13 protein-coding genes and 1 tRNA gene are annotated in these 18,863 nt (G+C 44.6%); 6 read left to right on the top strand and 8 right to left on the bottom strand.

Features of this window, described 5'->3' with window-relative positions; genetic code table 11:
• Nucleotides 1-444 carry a hypothetical protein gene (locus tag AC07NA_RS19745; RefSeq protein WP_494899232.1) on the top strand — a complete coding sequence of 148 codons (444 nt, stop codon included), beginning with the start codon at nt 1-3 and terminating at the stop codon, nt 442-444.
• A gap of 6 nt (nt 445-450) precedes the next feature.
• Here the strand turns inward: AC07NA_RS19745 and AC07NA_RS19740 are convergent, their stop codons facing one another.
• The 7 genes from AC07NA_RS19740 to AC07NA_RS19710 form a co-directional block, all read right to left on the bottom strand.
• Nucleotides 451-1,302 carry a sugar phosphate isomerase/epimerase family protein gene (locus AC07NA_RS19740; protein ID WP_494899231.1) on the bottom strand — a complete coding sequence of 284 codons (852 nt, stop codon included), beginning with the start codon at nt 1,300-1,302 and terminating at the stop codon, nt 451-453.
• Nucleotides 1,303-2,173: 871 nt separating this feature from the next.
• Nucleotides 2,174-2,527, bottom strand: coding sequence for a hypothetical protein (locus AC07NA_RS19735; protein ID WP_494899230.1), 354 nt, complete (start codon nt 2,525-2,527; stop codon nt 2,174-2,176).
• A gap of 115 nt (nt 2,528-2,642) precedes the next feature.
• The gene (locus tag AC07NA_RS19730; RefSeq protein ID WP_494899229.1) at nt 2,643-3,026 is read right to left on the bottom strand and encodes a hypothetical protein; all 384 of its coding nucleotides are present in this window, start codon (nt 3,024-3,026) and stop codon (nt 2,643-2,645) included.
• 157 nt (nt 3,027-3,183) lie between these two features.
• On the bottom strand, nt 3,184-3,744 hold the full coding sequence (locus AC07NA_RS19725; protein ID WP_494899228.1) for a hypothetical protein: 561 nt from the start codon (nt 3,742-3,744) through the stop codon (nt 3,184-3,186).
• A gap of 247 nt (nt 3,745-3,991) precedes the next feature.
• Nucleotides 3,992-5,845, bottom strand: a complete 1,854-nt coding sequence (locus tag AC07NA_RS19720) for an alkaline phosphatase (RefSeq protein ID WP_494899227.1) — start codon at nt 5,843-5,845, stop codon at nt 3,992-3,994.
• Nucleotides 5,846-5,928: 83 nt separating this feature from the next.
• Nucleotides 5,929-8,337, bottom strand: coding sequence for an ABC transporter permease (locus AC07NA_RS19715; RefSeq protein WP_494899226.1), 2,409 nt, complete (start codon nt 8,335-8,337; stop codon nt 5,929-5,931).
• A 1-nt stretch (nt 8,338) separates the two neighbouring features.
• Nucleotides 8,339-9,118 carry a peptidase associated/transthyretin-like domain-containing protein gene (locus AC07NA_RS19710; RefSeq protein WP_494899225.1) on the bottom strand — a complete coding sequence of 260 codons (780 nt, stop codon included), beginning with the start codon at nt 9,116-9,118 and terminating at the stop codon, nt 8,339-8,341.
• Between the two features lie 347 nt (nt 9,119-9,465).
• On the opposite strand from AC07NA_RS19710, the gene AC07NA_RS19705 reads away from it, so the two are divergent.
• From AC07NA_RS19705 to AC07NA_RS19690, 4 genes are read left to right on the top strand one after another with little or no spacing between them, the layout of a single operon-like run.
• Nucleotides 9,466-11,856: a TonB-dependent receptor domain-containing protein gene (locus AC07NA_RS19705; protein ID WP_494899224.1), complete on the top strand. Its 2,391-nt coding sequence runs from the start codon at nt 9,466-9,468 to the stop codon at nt 11,854-11,856.
• A 30-nt stretch (nt 11,857-11,886) separates the two neighbouring features.
• Nucleotides 11,887-12,459 (top strand): RNA polymerase sigma-70 factor, encoded by a 573-nt coding sequence (locus tag AC07NA_RS19700; RefSeq protein ID WP_494899223.1) that lies wholly within the window; start codon nt 11,887-11,889, stop codon nt 12,457-12,459.
• Between the two features lie 11 nt (nt 12,460-12,470).
• Nucleotides 12,471-13,445, top strand: coding sequence for a FecR family protein (locus tag AC07NA_RS19695; RefSeq protein ID WP_494899222.1), 975 nt, complete (start codon nt 12,471-12,473; stop codon nt 13,443-13,445).
• Between the two features lie 19 nt (nt 13,446-13,464).
• Nucleotides 13,465-15,246, top strand: coding sequence for a carboxypeptidase-like regulatory domain-containing protein (locus tag AC07NA_RS19690; RefSeq protein ID WP_494899221.1), 1,782 nt, complete (start codon nt 13,465-13,467; stop codon nt 15,244-15,246).
• A 66-nt stretch (nt 15,247-15,312) separates the two neighbouring features.
• Here the strand turns inward: AC07NA_RS19690 and AC07NA_RS19685 are convergent, their stop codons facing one another.
• The gene (locus AC07NA_RS19685) at nt 15,313-18,453 is read right to left on the bottom strand and encodes a glycosyltransferase family 117 protein (protein WP_494899220.1); all 3,141 of its coding nucleotides are present in this window, start codon (nt 18,451-18,453) and stop codon (nt 15,313-15,315) included.
• 215 nt (nt 18,454-18,668) lie between these two features.
• Between AC07NA_RS19685 and AC07NA_RS19680 the strand changes: the two genes are divergently transcribed.
• Nucleotides 18,669-18,739: transfer RNA gene (locus AC07NA_RS19680), tRNA-Gln, on the top strand.
• The last annotated feature ends 124 nt before the right edge of the window (nt 18,740-18,863 follow it).

Raw genomic sequence — 18,863 nt, 5'->3', positions numbered from 1 at the left:
ATGACAACATTAGAACAACCACTACACGAAGAGGCATCTGCAAGGAAAATTTATAAAGAAAAGGCAATTCAATTAGGCACTTTTTTGGGTGGGCCTATTGTGGCTGCATATTTACTCGCCGAAAATTTCAAAACCTTTGGGAAGCCTGAAAAAGCAAGGACAGTGTGGATGTGTGTAATTCCTTTTACCGTAATAATGTTAGCCGGGGCATATTTTATGCCGGATAATGTTAGATACCCTAAAGTAGTAATTCCGTTAATTCTTTCAGGTGCTGCTTTTTATGCGGCACAATACTACCAGGGGAAACAAATTAAAACGCACCTCACCCACGGCGGAAATTTATTTGGCTGGGGCAGGGTGGTATTAATTAGCCTGATCGGCATGGTTATTACATTGGCTTTGGTTGTTTTGTTTGTGTTGTTAATGGATATAATCTCAGCCTGAATTACTTTACAACCCATACTCCGCTGCCTTCGCTTTCATAAATTCCAAACTACCTTTTGCCAACGCGTCGGCATCATATTTTGACGGGCGCCACAGGCTTACGGCTTCGGCCATGCCTGGCACTGATGAAGAAAAGTTTTCAAGTACCAAAGCCCCCGAATAATTAACAGCCGCTAATCCACGGAAAAGATCGTCCCAGTGTACGTTACCTTCGCCCAGCATGCCGCGGTCGCTTTCGGTCATGTGCAGGTGTTTGAGTTTTGGGCCGGCATTGATCACCGGATCATAAAAATTGCTTTCCTCAATATTCATGTGGAAGGTATCCAGATGTACACCCAGGTTGGCAGCGCCGGTACGTTCGGCCAGTCGCAGCACGTCGGCGGCAGTGGTGCATACATAACTTTCATAACGGTTGATGGGTTCAACGGCTATATCGATACCCAGTTTGGCGGCGTGATGAGCTACGTCGGTCCATACTTCGCAAACAATATCTTCTTCTTGCGGTGTAAGCACATGTCCGCTGAATACGCCGATACCGCCATGCAGTACGCCCCCTAAAAGGTTTACTTCCAGTTCGGCGGTTTTATCTAAAGCGGTTTTGATGAGGGAGGTAGCTTCTTTAGGACGAAAGGGAATATGGTGAGCCGACGACAGGTTCAGCGAGCAAATAGCTTCGATGCCATGCTGTTTTTGCTGCGCTTTTACTGTGCGCGTGTCGATATCCATAGCCCTTGGCAGCAAGATCTCCAGCACGTCGAAACCTGCCGCCGCTGTTTTTTCAATAGCATACAAACCACCCTCGGCAGTCCACAAAGGAGGTATCCACGACAGGATAGAAGCACCAAATTTTACACCCATAATTTTTACTTTGTTTTAGAAAACTATTAAAGACAAAAAGAGGGCGTCATTGCGAGGAGGAACGACGAAGTAATCCCCGATATGCAAGACTACTCTGTACAGTATAGATTGCTTCGTGCCTCGCAATGACGCGTTTTTTGTTACATTATTTCCAAAACTATTTTTAAACGGTTCTGAAGTTAGAAGATTAAATATCATGTTATAGTTTTTCATTTCCTACAAGCAATGGATATTTAAATGTTTATCATTTGCGCTTTAGTTGACGGAGTTAAGTAAATCTCAATCAAAACCTCGTGATTTGATGATAAAAGTATCCTTATAAAAACAAATTATAAAACATGTTAGCGAGACAAGCAAATATGCAATACTATCTCTTCCTGCGTAATTAACAGAGGTCATTAAGGTATAATAGATAAAATCAGACGAATAAACCCCTAATAAAACAATGGCTGACAAAGGGAAGTTTCTAACCTTTAAAGAATAGTGAATGGGGTACATAAACACAATAGCCGGAACAACTACCATAAGTATTGATGCAAATAGCAGGTAAACCATTGTGCCGGCAATATATCTAAGCTCAACGAATTTGAAATCCCAATTAACAAACATTAGCGCTATAAATAAAACTATATACTTTACGAAAAAATATATAATGATATTCTTGTAAGTGGGTTTAAGCATAGCTAATTTCTATTATACCGGTGAAAAGGTAAATACTTTCGTTGACGAACGCGTACAGCGTTTGCGTTATTAATTTCAATCACATAAAGTTTCACACGCGACACGCATGCGTCAATGTGGGGTGTCTTTTTTTGTTACAAGAATGTACCTCACATTTGCTTTGTAGTGGTTTAGGCAAGCAATAGAGGTACTAAAGCAATTTCCCAACCGGAAATTCATGTTCATTATAGATGCGTCGCCAGTAATTTTTAGTCATATCTAATAGACTGTTTTTGGCAGACGACTTTATAACATAAAGAAACTTCTCTTCTATCTCACTATTGTCGCTTCCGTTTAAAATAGCATCATTATATGATGCTACGATCAACTCGAAAACGTAATACTGCATGAGATCATTTAAATTATTATTGTTAAAATAATTGATAAACTCGTTTACTCTTTTTGAATCAGAATTGATGATACCCCAGTCTTGCACATCACTTTCATTAAATTTGATATTTAAATCTTCACCAATGATCTGTAATTGTTTTTCGTTGGTATCCATTTTCGTTATTGGTGTTCTTTCCTTTTCTCTGGCCCTTCCTGGCGCACGCGTTTGCCTTATTAATTTCAATCACATAAAGTGTCACACGCGACACGCGTGCGTCAATGAGATCGGATTAGTGTTTGTTAAGTATGGCTCCGCCAATTGTAATAATCCAGGGTAGAATTAATAAAAATAACACGCCGGTACCCCTTGTGATGATCTGCATACGACTCTCATTTCCCCAACGTTTTTTATATAAACTGAATTTATTTTTATAACGATAGTGATTACTTGCCGCAATAATCAGAAATAATATGGCGAATGAATAAGCTAAAAGCTTGGAATGATGAGCTGTTTCACTTTGCCCAATTATTGAAATAAGTAGAATTATAGCCACATCAGTAAAAAGCATCGACTGAATCATACTCACACCTAATATTGCGGTAATACCCTTTCTTCCATCCCACTTAAAATAAAATTTTGTTAGCCTATAATATACGTAGTCAAATATTTTCATTTCCTTCACTGGGCACACTTGTGCCTTTTCTGTTCAGCCAATATAAACAATAACAGTTTATTTCTCCCTTCGCTGGCGCACGCGTGTCGCGTGTGACTTAAAACAATTTCAAGACATAAAGCGTCACACGCGACACGCGTGCGCCAGCCACTTGATATTATTTTATACGCCCAGCCTTTTTTAAATCACTACACCACTTGCCATTTAAAGTTTCTTTTATATTAGTTTTAAGCTGTTCTGATATATGTTTATTACTTAATATTTTGCCTAATAAATCCCTTACTTTAGGATTTTTATAATGTTTCGCTATTCTATATTCAGTGTCAAATTCATTATATATACAATTACTTAATAATCGCTCGTCAATACAGCTACTATTAAATAATCCGAGATAAGAATTTAACATCTCTATATAATCAGTAAAAGGAAGCTGTGCCATTGAGCATACGGCAACGTATTTATTGTGAAAAGCTTCTTTCTTTTTCAAATAGACTAATACTGAATCTTTATATTTTAAAGGATTTAGGTACACCTCATTAAATTGACTTATGTGATGTAACGCAGAAATGCTTATTTCATTAACGAGCCTTAAGTGAATCATCTTTATTCGTGACTCAAAACGCAAACTATCAGTAGTTATACTTTTATTCATTGCCAACGTGTTGTTACAATAAATCGCATAAAGAAAAAATATGAATATAAAACTTTTTCTTTTCATCTTACTAAATTTTATGGTCCTACATACCGTCTAAAGAAAACCCATCCGCCTTCATCCCCCTCGCTGGTGCACTCGTGCCTCGTGTGCGTTTTTACTCATCTAATATAATGCTTAAAATGGTAGCAGCATCTCGCCTTAACAATTTCAAGGCCTAAAGTGTCACACGCGGCACGCGTGCGTCAGTGAATTGGCGGAGATATTCATCTTACACTAATTTCACCCAATATAAAAATAAAACAGGAGTAGTTTATCTCCCCGCAGTTATCAATTTCAATATCTTATGATAGATCTCGGTGTTTTGATAAGTGCCGTTAAACTCTGCCGAATGCGGGCCGTAGGCAAATACGGGTACGCTGATGCTGGTATGGTCGTTAGTGCTAAAATTGCCGAGCACCATGCCTTGGGCGGTTGAGGCATCCAGCAGGGTAAGTCCGCCGGTTTCGTGGTCGGCAGTGATGATCACCAGGGTTTCGCCATTCTCGTCAGCAAATTTGAGGGCCTCGCCAACGGTTTGGTCAAAGTCGTGCAGTTCGGTAATTACATAAGGTAGGTCATTAGCATGGCCGCCGTAGTCAATCTGCGCGCCTTCGGCCATCATAAAAAAGCCGTTCTTGTTGCCTGCCAGTAAACGGATACTTTGCAATACCGATTGCTTAAGCATATCGCCACGGCCATTTTTAACCGGGCGTGTTTCGGCATCATTCAGCAGGATAACCTGTTTATCGCTGTTAGATGCTTTCAATTCGTCCATGGTTTTGGCTACATGATAGCCTTTTTTGGTGATCTTATCTACCAATGCCTTATCGGTATTCTCAAAAAAGCTTTTTTGGTTCGATCCTATCAGGATATCCACATGGCTATCCAAAAAGTTGGCGGCTATGTTAAGCGATTGCTCGCGGTCTTGCACATGCGAGTAAAATGCCGCGGGGGTGGCATCGGTAATATCGGCACAGCTGATAATGCTTGTTTTTATACCATAATGCGCCAGTGTATCGGGCAGGCGGGTAAGCGGTTTGCCATGGCTATCCATACCTAAATAGCGGTTGTTGGTTTTTTGTCCGCTGGCCATTGCCGTGGCCCCGGCCGCCGAATCGGTATTGTCGCTATTGGCAGCCTTTGTTTGTGAAAGGCCTATGTTACGGCATTGCAGCATGTTCAGCTGACCGTGGTTGGCGGTTAAGGCAGCTTGTATTTGCGCCAGCCCCATGCCATCGCCAATTAATAATATTACATTTTTGATCTTTTTATTGGCACCATCGGTTTTGTAAGTAGGCCGGTAAACAGGGTATGCCGGACCGGGATTAATATATTCGAGTTTGGCGCGGTTCACCAAAAAATCGTGCAGTTGCTGCGGATGGTCGGTATTGATCCAGTCGGCACCCATTTTCTCCAGGTTTATCCACGTATTGGGGCTGTCCTGTGTAGCCCAAAAGCGGAAGGGTTTGCCTTTGCTGTGCGCGGCATTGATAAGGCCCTGCAATTTGGCCGAATCCGGCGCGGTTGGTGTGCCTTTGCCGTTCCATTTGGTGTATTCGCCAAGGTCGTCGCTTATCATGGCTACACGCTTTAGCTGGTCGGCAGTGTAGGTAATGTACGGGCGACCGTCGAAACTGATATAATCCGGGTATTGTTTAAAATCGGCAGGTTCGGGCATATCGCCGCTCAAAACTATTTTTACGGCGTGCTTATTGGCCGGGTTGTTAAATACTTGTTTGTATGGTTTCAGCGCGTTAATTAACGCGGGTATCACATGCGCGCGATCTTCCTTAATGTCAATTACCAGCTGTAACGACCGGGTAGAATCGGCATACGGCCTGTTGCCGTTTTTGCTGAACATGGCCGCGAGCGGCTTCAAATATAATTCGGTAAGCGTACGGCCGGGGGCTATCTCGTTTTTTTCGTGCGCTACAAACAGCTGGCCGTCCATAAAAAATACGTCGGCCTCAATAGAACCCGCTCCGGCAAAATAAGCCTGCAAAAAAGGGATGTTCTGACGGTAATCGTTATGGCTGTGGCCTCGGTTGGCGGTGAGTGACTGCGCTGCTGCTGCGGTGCCTAAAAAACTGGAAATTAGTGCTATAAATAGGGGGCGGATGTTCATAGCCCGCAAATGTATGGCTTCGCGGTTAAATAATTGTTAGCTTAACATAAATTATACTAAACCCGAAGCCATGCCGGCTAAGGCTATTCGCTCCGCAGACCTTTTATCGGGTTCACCAACGCCGCTTTTAATGATTGCGAACTGATGGTAATAAATGCTATCGCGATAGCTCCCGTGCCCGACAGCGCGAATACCCACCATTGTATATTGGTGCGGTAGGCAAAACCCTGTAGCCATTGCTGCATACACAACCAGGCCAAAGGAGCGGCAATTACAAGGGCAATGAGCACCAGCTTAATAAAATCTTTTGACAGCATGGCCACAATGCCGCCCATGCTTGCACCCAAAACTTTACGAATGCTGATCTCTTTGTTGCGCTGCTCGGCAGCATAAGCAGCCAGACCGAACAGGCCTAAACAGGCAATAATAACCGCCAGTGAAGTAAACACGATGAACAGCTTACCCATGCGTTGCTCGGAACGGTAAAGGGCATCAAAATCTTCATCCATAAACGAATAATCAAAATGCTGATCGGGTGAGAGGGTTTTCCATTTTGCCTGGAGGGTACTTAGTAGTGCGGTAATATTTGCCGCGTTGGCACGGATGCTGAGCGCGCCGTTATCTTCGGTAAGTACCATCACTACGGGGCTCACATTGTTTCGTAAGGATGCGAAGTTGAAATCTTTAACCACACCTATTACATGGTACTCCTTTATATGTTCGTTAATGGGGCGGTACAATTTTTTATTAAGCGGATCATTCAAATAACCCAGCATTTTCGCCGCGGCCTCGTTAATAATAATCCCGGCCGAATCGCTGGCCAGATCTTTTGAAAAATTGCGACCGCTGGCCATGCTCATGCCCATAGTTGGCATGTAATCTTCATCAACAGGCCAAATTTCGGTAAACAAGGCATTTTTAGGTGCAGGGTCGGGTTGACTGAAAACGCCATCGGGGTTGCGGGCGCCGTTGGTAGGTGAGTAACCGCTTAGTGTAGCATTCAATATCCCCGGCAGCTGTTTAATTTCCTGCTTCAATATTTTAGCCTGGCTGCCCAGCACATGCGTATTTTTTATGGTAAGCACCTGGTTGCGGTTAAACCCAAGGTTTTTGTTTTGGATGTATTGCAATTGATTGTAAATGATGAGCGTGCCGATGATCAGGAAGATAGAGATCGAAAACTGGAACACCACCAAAAAGCTGCGCAAGCCGCCTCCCTTAAACCCGGCCGAAAGCTTTCCCTTTAATACATTGATAGGCTGAAAACCCGACAGGAAGAACGCCGGATACGCCCCGGCCAATATCCCGATAACAAGTACACCCACAAAGGCAGAGGGTATCAGCCATGCTAATGTATGCGCATTAATGGAGAGCGTTTTGCCCGATATATCATTAAAATATGGCAGCAATACCCACGCTGCCAAAATGGCTATCAGCGTAGCGAAAAGAGTTACGATAAGTGATTCGGACAGGAACTGCGCCACCAAATACTTGCGCGATGACCCCAGCACTTTACGTACCCCCACCTCGCGGGCCCGGTTGGCTGAGCGTGCGGTGGAAAGGTTCATGAAGTTTACGGAGGCTATCAGCAATATAAACAGCGCGATGGCCGAAAATATGTAGATGTACTGCATATTGCCGTTCACACCAAGCTCATACATTCGGTTTGATTGCAGGTGGATCTCGGTAAGCGGCGTAAGGTTAAGCCGGAAGTAGTTACCCATTTTTTCAAAAGCCGTCATATCCATTTCTGCCGATTGGTTCTCGGTCGCTTTCCTGATCAATGCCGGGAACTTGGCTTGCAATTTAGCCGCATCGGCGCCGTTCTTTAGCAATATGTAAGTGCCGCAGCTGTAAGTAAACCAGTCGGTACTCCTATATTCGGGGCGAGAAGCCATCGAAAAAAAGAAATCGAAATTAAAGTGCGATTGTGCGGGGATGTCCTGCATAACGCCGGTTATCTTATACACAGCGGAATCATTTACCGTTAGCGTTTGGCCGATGACATGTGTATCATTAAAGTACTTTTTGGCGGTAGCTTCGGTAATTACCACGGTATGCGGTTCGGCAAGCGCGGTGTTAGGATTACCTTCGATAAAGGGCAACGTAAATACATCAAACAAACCGGCATCGCTATACACAACCTTATCTTCCTGAATGCTCTCGCCCGATTTTTTTACACGTACACCTACATCATGGTACATCCTCACAGCCTTTTCAACCTCCGGAAAATTGCTCATCAAAGCGGCCGAAAGCGGCGGCGGGGTTATAGCATTTGACGATGCGCTGCCGCCGAATTTAATATCGGCATTAACACGGTAAATGCGATCGGCATGGGTATTGTACTTATCGTAACTTAACTCATCTACCACGTAAAATATAATAAGCAGGCAGCTGGCTATCCCCAGGGTTAAACCCATAATGTTGATAAAGGTGAACCCTTTGTTTTTACGCAGGCTTCGGAAAGCTGTTTTGATGTAGTTTCTGAACATGTTATTCTTTAAATAGTGGTGAGGTAGCTTTTTCGGTTGATGTACGGTAGCTGGCGTAGCATTTTTTAATGTAGAGCAGCAGTTCGTAATCGGTCATCTCTTTTACCGAATCGATAGCCGGGCGGTAGCGGTCCATAAACACCCTTAACGAGTCGCCTTTGAGCGAGGTGATATTGCTTACACGTTGCCTGGTAAAGCGGTGGTCAACAAAGGTGCTTTCCTCCTCGCTGAGCAGTATTTTCTGTAGCTTGGTTACCGGTAGCTTGTTCTTATTGAACAAACCTATTACCGACAGCACATTCACACTTACAATTGAGGTAGCCGTATTGGGCGATGAAATTTGATCGTAAGGCAAATACGGGTTATAATGATGGGCGATAAAGGCATCTTTTATCCCCATTTCTTTATGCGCGAAAACCGCCGCGAAGTCTTTGCGGTTCTGCATCGAATCGGCCGTAAAATCGCGCCGTTTGCTGATGGTGGTGCCCTTCAGCATAATGGAGATCTGCTCCATATAGATCTTAATAGTATCCTGTTTTTTATAACCGATAATTAAATGGTAGGGCTTGTAACCGGGCAGGGTAATTAAAGCGGTATCGCCGGGTTTGGGCTTAATGCTGAAACAGCCCGCGTAATTGGTATACCCCAACAACTTGGGCGAACTTATTTTGGCGTAGGTTAATGGCTGCTTTGTAACCCTATCAATCACCAAGCCGGTTACACGCTGTGCAAAAAGCCGGGCAGAAAGCAGTAACAGCAAAAGTGTACACAGTAAACGCATGCGGCAGTTAATTATTCGGGTTAAGGTATTTTGCTAAAGCAGCCTAAATATAAAGGCTTTACCGGCCGGTAAATAATTGTTTAACAAACGTTAACATTTGGGGTGAAAGGTTTCACCTGAATAGTAAATATCATAGGTATATTAACTCATCCCGACATCGCTTCGCTCGTCACCCTTCTCTCCGCAAGCGGAAAGAAGGGTTTGTTTTTTTTTAGCCCTCTTTGCGCTTGCGCAGAGAGGGCGGTCCAGCGAAGCGTAGACCGGGTGAGTTGATCCCCCTCAAAAAAAATTTACAATCCGCGTAAGGGTAAACCTTTGCAAGCGTGTTTTAGGGGAAATTAATCACAATGAAAAAGATCGTTCAATTGATAATGCTGTTTTTACTGGTGCTTGTCACGCAGGTAAAAGCGCAGGTAACCGACTCAACACAAACCAAATTTACCCAAACCATTAAAGGTATCGTAACCGATAAAGATTCGAAACTTACATTACCCGGAGTTACCATAAAGTTAAACACCGTACAACCGTTAAAATCTACAAGCACCAATATTGATGGCGTGTTTCGCATAACAGGTGTGCCGGTTGGCAGGCACGTGGTAGAGGTAAGCTACATGGGCTACCAAACCGCCATTATTGCCGAAATACTGGTAACCACCGGGAAAGAATCGGTACTCAACATAGAACTCGAACCATTAAGCACCCAGCTTAATGAGGTGCGGGTGAACGGCACATCGGGCAAGCGGCCGCTCAATGAAATGGCAATGGCCAGTGGCAGATCGTTCTCGCCGGAGGAAACTAATCGTTATGCCGGGGCATTTTTTGATCCGGCACGTATGGCGCAAAGCTTCGCAGGCGTGGTTGCCGGGGGCGATAATAACGAGATCATTGTACGCGGTAATTCGCCCAAGAGCCTGCAATGGCGTTTGGAGGGTATCGAGATCATCAACCCCAACCATTTTGCCAACGAAGGCGCGGCGGGCGGCAGCGTGAGCATGCTGAACACTACCGTACTGGGCACATCCGATTTTTATACAGGCGCCCTGGCTGCCGAGTATAACAATGCCAATTCGGGCGTGTTCGATCTTAAGTTTCGTAAAGGTAATACCGATAAACGCGAATATGCCTTAAACGTAGGTGCCTTGGGTGCAGGCTTAACATTAGAAGGTCCGTTTAAAAAGGGCGGCAATGCTTCATATTTGGTCAGCTACCGTTACTCATCATTAGGTTTACTTAAAAAGGCCGGGGTTGAAATATCAGATGCCGGTGTGCCCGAGTACCAGGATCTTTCCTTCAACTTTGTGGTGCCTACAAAAAAAGCGGGTACCTTCTCGTTTTTCGGTGTGGGCGGTTTAGGCGCACTTAACAATGATGCCGAACGCGATGTAAGCAAATGGGAAGAACGCTCTGACGCGTACGATAACCGCTATAGTTACCGTGCAGGCAGCGCGGGCTTAAAGCATTTGTTTATTGCCAACAGCAAGTTGTATATCAACAATATCATATCGTACTCCAACAGCCGGAGCGCTTACAAAACGGATACGCTAACCAATACCTTTCAGTCAAGTTTGTACCGTACCAACCGGTTCGAAAATTCGGCAGTGCGCTATGCCGGTACGGTTAACTACAGGGTGAGCAGCAACAACACCATCCGCACCGGGGTAAACGCGGGCTTTTTACGCTACAACTTTTACGCGCTCGAATATAAAAAGGAGCAAAACGGACTGAAAGAACTGATAGACCAGAAAGGCAACACCAGCACCTTTGATGGCTACATACAAAACAAGCACGAGTTTGGCGGTAACGTTACCGTAAACACGGGTGTGCACGCCAACTACTTTACCCTTAGCAAAACCTGGAGCATTGAACCGCGCGTGGGCTTAAACTGGCAGGTAACTCCCGATCAGCAAATTTCGGTAGGCGCGGGTTTGTATAGCAGACTGGAGCCCCTGTCGTTCTATTTCGCTAAGGATGAATCGGCCACACCGGCACAGCAACAGGCTAATGGCAAACTTACGCCCACCAAATCGGCACAGGCGGTTTTGGGTTATGAGAAGCTATTTAGCGGCAACCTGAAATTCAAAAGCGAGGTTTACTATCAGCACCTGTATGATGTGCCCGTTTCCAGCGATCCAACTATCAATTATTCGCTGCTGAACGAGTCGGATAATATCGGCATAGCCTCGTCAGACTACCGTTCACTGGTAAACAAAGGCACCGGTAAGAACTATGGACTGGAGTTATCGCTCGAAAAATCGTTAAGTAAGGGTTATTATTTCATCATCACTTCCTCACTGTTCGATTCAAAGTTTAAAGCCTTAAGCGGTCAGGAATTTAACACCACTTACAATACCCGTTATGTAGGCAACCTGCTGGCCGGTAAAGAGTGGGCTGTGGGTAAAAGCGACAAAAATATGTTCGGGCTGAATGCTAAATTCATTTACGCGGGCGGCAGAAAGTATTCGCCTATACTGGTTGCCGAATCATTTGAAAAAGATGAACAGCTCATTAACCAGGCACGCATCAACACATTATCTGCCGATCCTTATATTCGTATGGATTTTTCGGCAAGCTATCGCATCAACGGTAAAAGGGTAACGCATTTTATTTTGCTGGATATCCAGAACGTGCTTAACAGGCGCAATAATACCGGCTTATGGTATAACCAAAGCAAACGCATCATCGAAAAAAACAAATGGATAGGTATGGTGCCTACCATCAATTACCGTATAGAGATATAATACACGTGCTAACCTCAAACAATTAACACATTGAACCCGGATAACGAACAATTGATCCCTTTGCTGTTGCAGGGCGACGAACCGGCCTTTGAGCGAGTATACAAATACTTTTTAAAGCCGCTGCATGTGTACGCCATCAATATGCTGAAGGATGAAGATACCGCCGCCGAAATGGTGCAGAATGTTTTTTTGAAACTATGGGAACGCCGCGAACGGTTCAGCCTCAGCGGCTCTATACAGGCTTACCTGTACGGTGCGGTGTACAACGAGTGCTTAAACCACCTGCGCCACCAAAAAGTAAAGATCAATCACCAAAGCCACGTAGCCTATACCATGAAACAGGATAGTGAAACAGATGCAGGTATGGAACTGCTTGACCTGAAAGAAAGATTGCAGCAGGCCTTGAACGAACTGCCCGAAAGATGCCGTACCATTTTTCAGCTAAGCAGGTTTGAGGATTTGAAGTACAAGGAAATTGCCGATCAGTTGGGCATTTCTATAAAAACGGTAGAAACCCAGATGGGCAAGGCGCTCAAAACGTTGCGCTTAAAACTGGTTGATTATCTGCCGGTAATTATTTGGTTGATCAGTAGAAGTATATAAAAACATTGAATATGATGGACGAGTTATTGGCAAAATATATGTTAGGCGAAACCACCGCGGCAGAGGGTGAAGCCATTGCCGCGTGGATTGCCGAAAGTGAAGAGAACCGCAAACGTTTCGATCATTTTAAGCTGATATGGGATACCAGCAAATCCCTTAAAACAGAAAGTAAGCTGGATGCCGATCAATCGTGGACTGCGTTCAGGCAGTTGGCTGCCAGGCAGGATATGGCAACCGCCGTAGTGGAGCCGATGCACGCCAACCGTAACCGATGGATGCGTATAGCCGCCGCCTGGATAGTGATACTGGGTGCCGCCGCCTTACTGTACACCCTGTTAAAGCCGGGCAAACCAATGATGCTTACCCTGCAAACCATTGATAAACCCATTACCGATACCCTTGCCGATGGCTCAATCATTACGCTGAATAAAAATTCGGCATTGAGCTATCCCGAAAAGTTTACGGGCGATATCCGCGAGGTAAGGCTAAAAAAGGGAGAAGCGTTTTTTGACATCGCGCATGATAAAAGCAAACCTTTTATGATAAAGGTGAACGATGTATTGGTGCAGGTGGTAGGTACATCATTCAACATTAAAGGCACAGGCAACAAAACCGAGGTAATTGTAGCTACAGGTATTGTACAGGTAATTAAAAAGAAACTGGTGATCAGGCTGAAGCCTAAAGAGAGCGTAACCATTAATAACGGTTCGGCTAAATATGATAAAGCATTGCGTACCGATGAACTATACAATTACTACCGCACACGCAAGTTCATTTTTAACAACACCCCTTTATGGCGAGTGGCGCAAGTGCTAAACGAGGCCTATAATGTAAACATTGTAGTGCCCGATAAGCGCCTGGGTAAAGAACCGTTTACGGCCACTTTAAGTTACGATTCGCTGGCGGGCGGGTTAAAAGTGATCAACGATGCATTGCTTACTAAAGCAGTAAAACAGGGTGATAAAATAATTATTCAGAAAAGATAAAGGGCATTTGCCTCAGCTAATGTTAAAACTTAAACAACTGTTTCGCCGGGCATTAATAGCCGTATGTACTTTTTGTACATGCGGCGTACTGGCGCAAAATAACCTCAGCCGTAATATTACGGTGAATATAAAAGGCAAAAAAATTGCCGATCTGCTTACTATTATAGGCGAGCAGGGCGGGTTTTACTTTGCCTATGGTAACAACCTGGTGGCTACCGATAGCGTGGTGACCGTATCCGCAAGTAACAAAACGGTAAGGACTCTGCTCGATGACCTGTTTAACGGCAAGGTTGATTATAAAGAAACCCCGGGCTACATCATATTGCGCCCTGCGCCTTATCGTCTTTCGGTATACCCGGATAGCGTGGGCACTCCCGATAACCTGTACATCATCAGCGGGTATGTGGTTGATGATAACACGGGCAAGAAACTGGCCAACGCCAGCGTGTACGAAAAAAGCCTGCTCATATCCACCCTTACCGATCAGAACGGGTTTTTCAAACTGAAAATAAAACATGCCGGTGCATTAACGCTCACGGTTAGTAAAGAGATGTACCGCGATACCAGCGTAAACCTGTTGAGCGATATCGCAGTATACTCTAAGCCGCGCAGTCATTACTATTACAGTGCCGATACTGCTTACAATAAACTGGAACGCGGCTGGTTCGGGCGACTGTTCATCTCATCAAAACAAAAGATACAGGGCATTAACCTTGGTGGCTTTGTAAGCAGCGTTCCGGTGCAAACCTCACTTACGCCCGGTCTTAGTTCGCAGGGAATGATGAGCTCGCAGCTGGTTAACCATTTATCACTGAATATTATTGGCGGCTACACAGCCGGGGTGAACGGTGTTGAGCTGGCCGGTGTGTTCAATATTGATAAGGGCGACGTAAAGCAGGTGCAGGCGGCAGGTGTGCTTAATTTAGTAGGAGGCGATGTGCGCGGTGTTGAATTGGCTGGTGTGGGCAACCATGTTTATAAAGAGGTAAAGGGCTTTCAGGCGGCGGGTGTGTACAATGTAGTGAGGGGGAAGCTATCAGGCGTGCAAATGAGCGGCGTACTTAACCGGGTTAAGGATAGCGTAAGCGGTGTGCAAGTGGCTGGTGTGCTTAATACAGCCAAAACTATTAAAGGGGCGCAAATGGCCGGTATACTGAACTACACCAAACAAAACAGCAAGGGTTTTCAAATAGCGGGTATTGGCAATATTACCGGGGGCGAAGCCAAAGGCTTTCAAATGGCAGGTCTGTTTAACAAGGCTCGGACGATGAAGGGCGTGCATTTTAGTATAGTGAACATTGCCGATACGCTGGATGGCTGCGCCATTGGTTTGATCAGTTTTTCAAAAAATGGGTATCACCAGTTGTCCGCTTATACCGACGAAACCTTCAGCACTAATCTCTCTTACAAAAGCGGGAATAAAAAACTATATACCCGCCTCATAGGCGGCGCTAACCTTACCGATAGCGTACGGTATTTCAGCTACGGATTGGCTATAGGGCACGATTTTATTTTGAATAAGAACATGGTATTATCTGCCGAAGCCTCATCAGTAACGCTGCGGTCGGGTAGTTGGAAAAACCAGCATCAGCTTAACCGGGTAAGCGCCTTGCTTAATATAAAGGCCGGGCCTAAGGTGAGTTTCTTCGCCGGGCCGTCGTTCACCCTTTATCATGATCTGGGCGATACCAAAGCGCCCAACGAGCAGGCGCAGATCACCCGCGATAAACTATTGCCCGTTAAGTTTAACAATAACCTGAAAGGCTGGCTGGGCTTCAGCGCGGGTATTACCCTATTTTAAAAATCTTAAAGCACAAAAAAAGAGCGACCCAACCGGATCGCTCTTTTTTATTATGTAAGGCTGCAATTACTGCGGCCTTTGTGTTAAGCCAAATTTAGCTTCGTAACCTTTGTACTGGTCGCCATACTTTTTGTTAAGGGCGGCCTGGTGAAAGTCTTTCGTTAAACCGATCAACCCGTTCAATAACGACATTGATAATTGTATATCGCGGTTATTGGTATCAGTTTCGCCTTTTTGTATCAGCGCGTAGTTGTATGTTAACAAGTTATCCAAATACCTGTCAATCTGCTCGGCAAGGGCGTTACCTGTTTTAATATCGCCGGTGCGGTAAGCAACCTCTATCATGTAATATTTACGGATAGCCACCTCTGTTACCGGGATGGTGGTAGGTAATACTTCTTCCGATTTTTTGATAGCGTTCTTAGCCAGATCAGTGCGGCCTTCTTTAGCCAGGTCATCAGCCAAATTAAGGAACAAACGGCTGATCAGCGGGTAGAACATCGTTAACGACTCGTGATCAAGATAGCTGGCTTTCTTCAGGTTGCCGTATTTAAACTTGTTCACCATGTTATCATACATCTTTAAAGTATTGGTGCTCTCTAAAGCTTGTGCGCTGGTATCAGGTTTTAATGGCATCAGGCGGTAAGCAAAACCTTCGTTATATAAATAACGGTCGAGGCCTATCATGTTATCGCTGCCTACTGTTACCGAAAAATATATCGGGCGTTTCCAGTTGTTATGCGCCAAAATATCCAGCAGGGCTAAGTTATCTTTAGTAACGTAGTTGCCCGGGTATTTCCACTCTAAGGCAGGTAATATCTGGTCTTTTTTATCGGCAGGTACAGTACCTGATTTTACTACATCATCAGGGCTAACTGTAATTTTGAAATCCTTAGTAGGCAAGTAGTTCATTTTTTCGCCGCTGTTGGTTTCTGCCTTGGTGCGGTCATCATCAGATGTAATGAAATCAAATACTTCTTTCAGTTCAACCGGGCCTTGCACCTGGTTATCGCTGTAATAGATCACATCGCGCACACCGGCCACAAATTTCTCGTTAGGCATAGTGATAGGCAACGGCTCTGATTCGTTCATCTTCACTTTCATCTGGCGGATATACCAGTCGGTACCCAGCAAGCTCAAATTCACGATACGCACATCCGGACGAACATTTTCTACCTCCTGTAAATACCAAAGCGGGTAAGTATCGTTATCGCCGTAGGTGAACAATATAGCGTTAGGCGCGCACGAGTTAAGGTAGTTATACGCCATATCGTGCGGGGTAAGCTTGGTTGAACGGTTGTGATCATCCCACTCCTGGTTAGCCATTAATACCGGCGCGGCCAGTAATGATACCACTGTAGCTATAATAGCGCCTGTTTTTGCATTCAGCTTTTTGCTTAGCAGATCGGCCAGGAACAATACTCCCAAGCCTATCCATATAGCAAAGGCATAGAAAGACCCCGCGTAAGCGTAATCACGTTCACGAGGTTGTAAAGGGTCCTGGTTAAGGTAAAGCACAATAGCCAAACCTGTAAAGAAGAACAGCACACCCACAATACCGGCATCTTTTTGATTGCGGCGGAAATGGTACACAGCTCCTAATAAGCCCAATATTAAAGGCAGGAAGAATAAACGGTTATATGTTTTACTTTCGGTTACGGAGTATGGCAGCGGTTTGCTGAAATTCCAGCCGCTTATCCAGTTACCGTCAATACCGGTAGAACTGGTTTGGCCATCCATTTCGTTGGTGCGGCCGGCAAAGTTCCATAAAAAGTAGCGGGTATACATTTGCGTTACCTGCCAGCTCATAAAGAAACTAAGGTTGGTACCCAGCGATGGCTGTTCGCCCTCGCCAAGATGGGTCCAGTCGCGGTAGAACGCCGCATGGCCCGGTTTATCACTGAACATACGCGGGAAAATGGTGTTCCTGTCGTAAACGGTAACTACCTTTTTGCCTGCAATTTCATATTTATCTTTACCACGACGGTAAATGTTTGCACCGTCTTTTTGGTCAACCGGTTTTGAATCGAAGTATTGGCCGAATAATAAAGGAGTATCGCCATACTGATCACGGTTAAGGTAGCCGTTAAGTGCGAAGGCATCCTGCGGATCGCTGTTGTTTAAGTTAGTACCCGCTTTAGCACGGATAACGATCATCACGAACGAACTGTAACCGAACAGGATGAAGGCTAAACAAACTAAAAAGCTGTTAAGGGCAAAACGCTTTTCGCGAATTTTTACCACATACTCTAATAAAGCTACAACAGCTGCTGCAACTATAATACCTATAACACCACCGCTGATGCCTGCAAGCAATACAAAGCTGGCCGCTGTAACCAATATGATGGTTTTAACAGGTTTAATAGTGTAATATATACCCGAGGTGATCAACACGATCAGCAATACAAAGAAAGCGATGGCACCCGTGCCGAAGCCCAGGCCAAGGGTATTTACAAATAACAGATCGGAAAAGGCAGCACCCTTAACCGTGAACTGGATAACACCCCACAGTACAAATGCTACGGCAACAATACCGCCCAGGAACCAGTAAATGGTACCCTTAGTAGTAACCTGCTTAGCCTTACGGAAATAAATAACCAACGCTATGGCCGGTATAACCAGTAAGTTAAGTAAGTGGATACCTATTGATAAGCCCATAATGTAGGCTATAAAAACGATCCATTTATTGGCATAAGGCTCATCGGCATGGGCATCCCATTTCAATATGGCCCAAAATACTACGGCAGTACACAGTGACGACTGCGCGTAAACTTCCGACTCGACAGCCGAAAACCAGAACGTATCAGAAAAAGTATAAGCCAGCGCGCCTACCAAACCCGAACCTATTATTAATATAAGGTTGGTATTGGTAAGGTCGGTTAGTTTTTTTACAAGCAGCTTTTTGGCAAGCGCGGTAATGGTCCAAAACAGGAACAAAATAGTAGCGCTGCTGGCCAGTGCCGATGCCATGTTGGTATAATAGGCCACTTTGGTATTATCACCGAATGATAGGAGTGATACCACTTTACCTATCATGGTAAATAACGGCGCACCGGGTTGGTGGGCCACTTGCAGGCGGTAAATACAGGCTATGAACTCGCCGCAATCCCAAAAGCTGGCAGAGGGTTCAAGTGTTAAAATGTACGTTACGGTGGCAATCAGGAAGGCTACCCAGCCGAAAATGTTGTTGAGCTTGTTGTAATTCATCTGTTCAAATACAAATACGAAACATATTTATAAGCTGACGAAATTAGCAAAACTATTAGTATGAACTAAAAAAATCTACTCCGTTAACATTTTTTAACGCACATTTTCAGCACATAACATAGGGGCGAATATTTTTTTAAAAATTACTTTTGAGAATTAAAAAAACGTCTTACATTTGCATTCCCTTCGCAGAAGCAATGATACGGAGCGGAGATTGCCTGATAGTATAATGGTAGTACGACGGTTTTTGGTACCGTTTGTCTAGGTTCGAATCCTGGTCGGGCAACAAAATTCAACTTCGGATTTCGATTTTTAACGTCGGTTTAGATGCCGGATTTAGAAAAACGAAATCCGAATTGTGTTTTATAGGTTTGGTAAATTTAGCACATCAGTTTCGGGGGCATTAAAAA

This window comes from Mucilaginibacter sp. GW821-FHT07G05, from assembly GCF_059418565.1.
The sequence above is the reverse complement of the archived record's forward strand: the minus strand, read 5'-3'. Positions and strand labels throughout refer to the sequence as shown.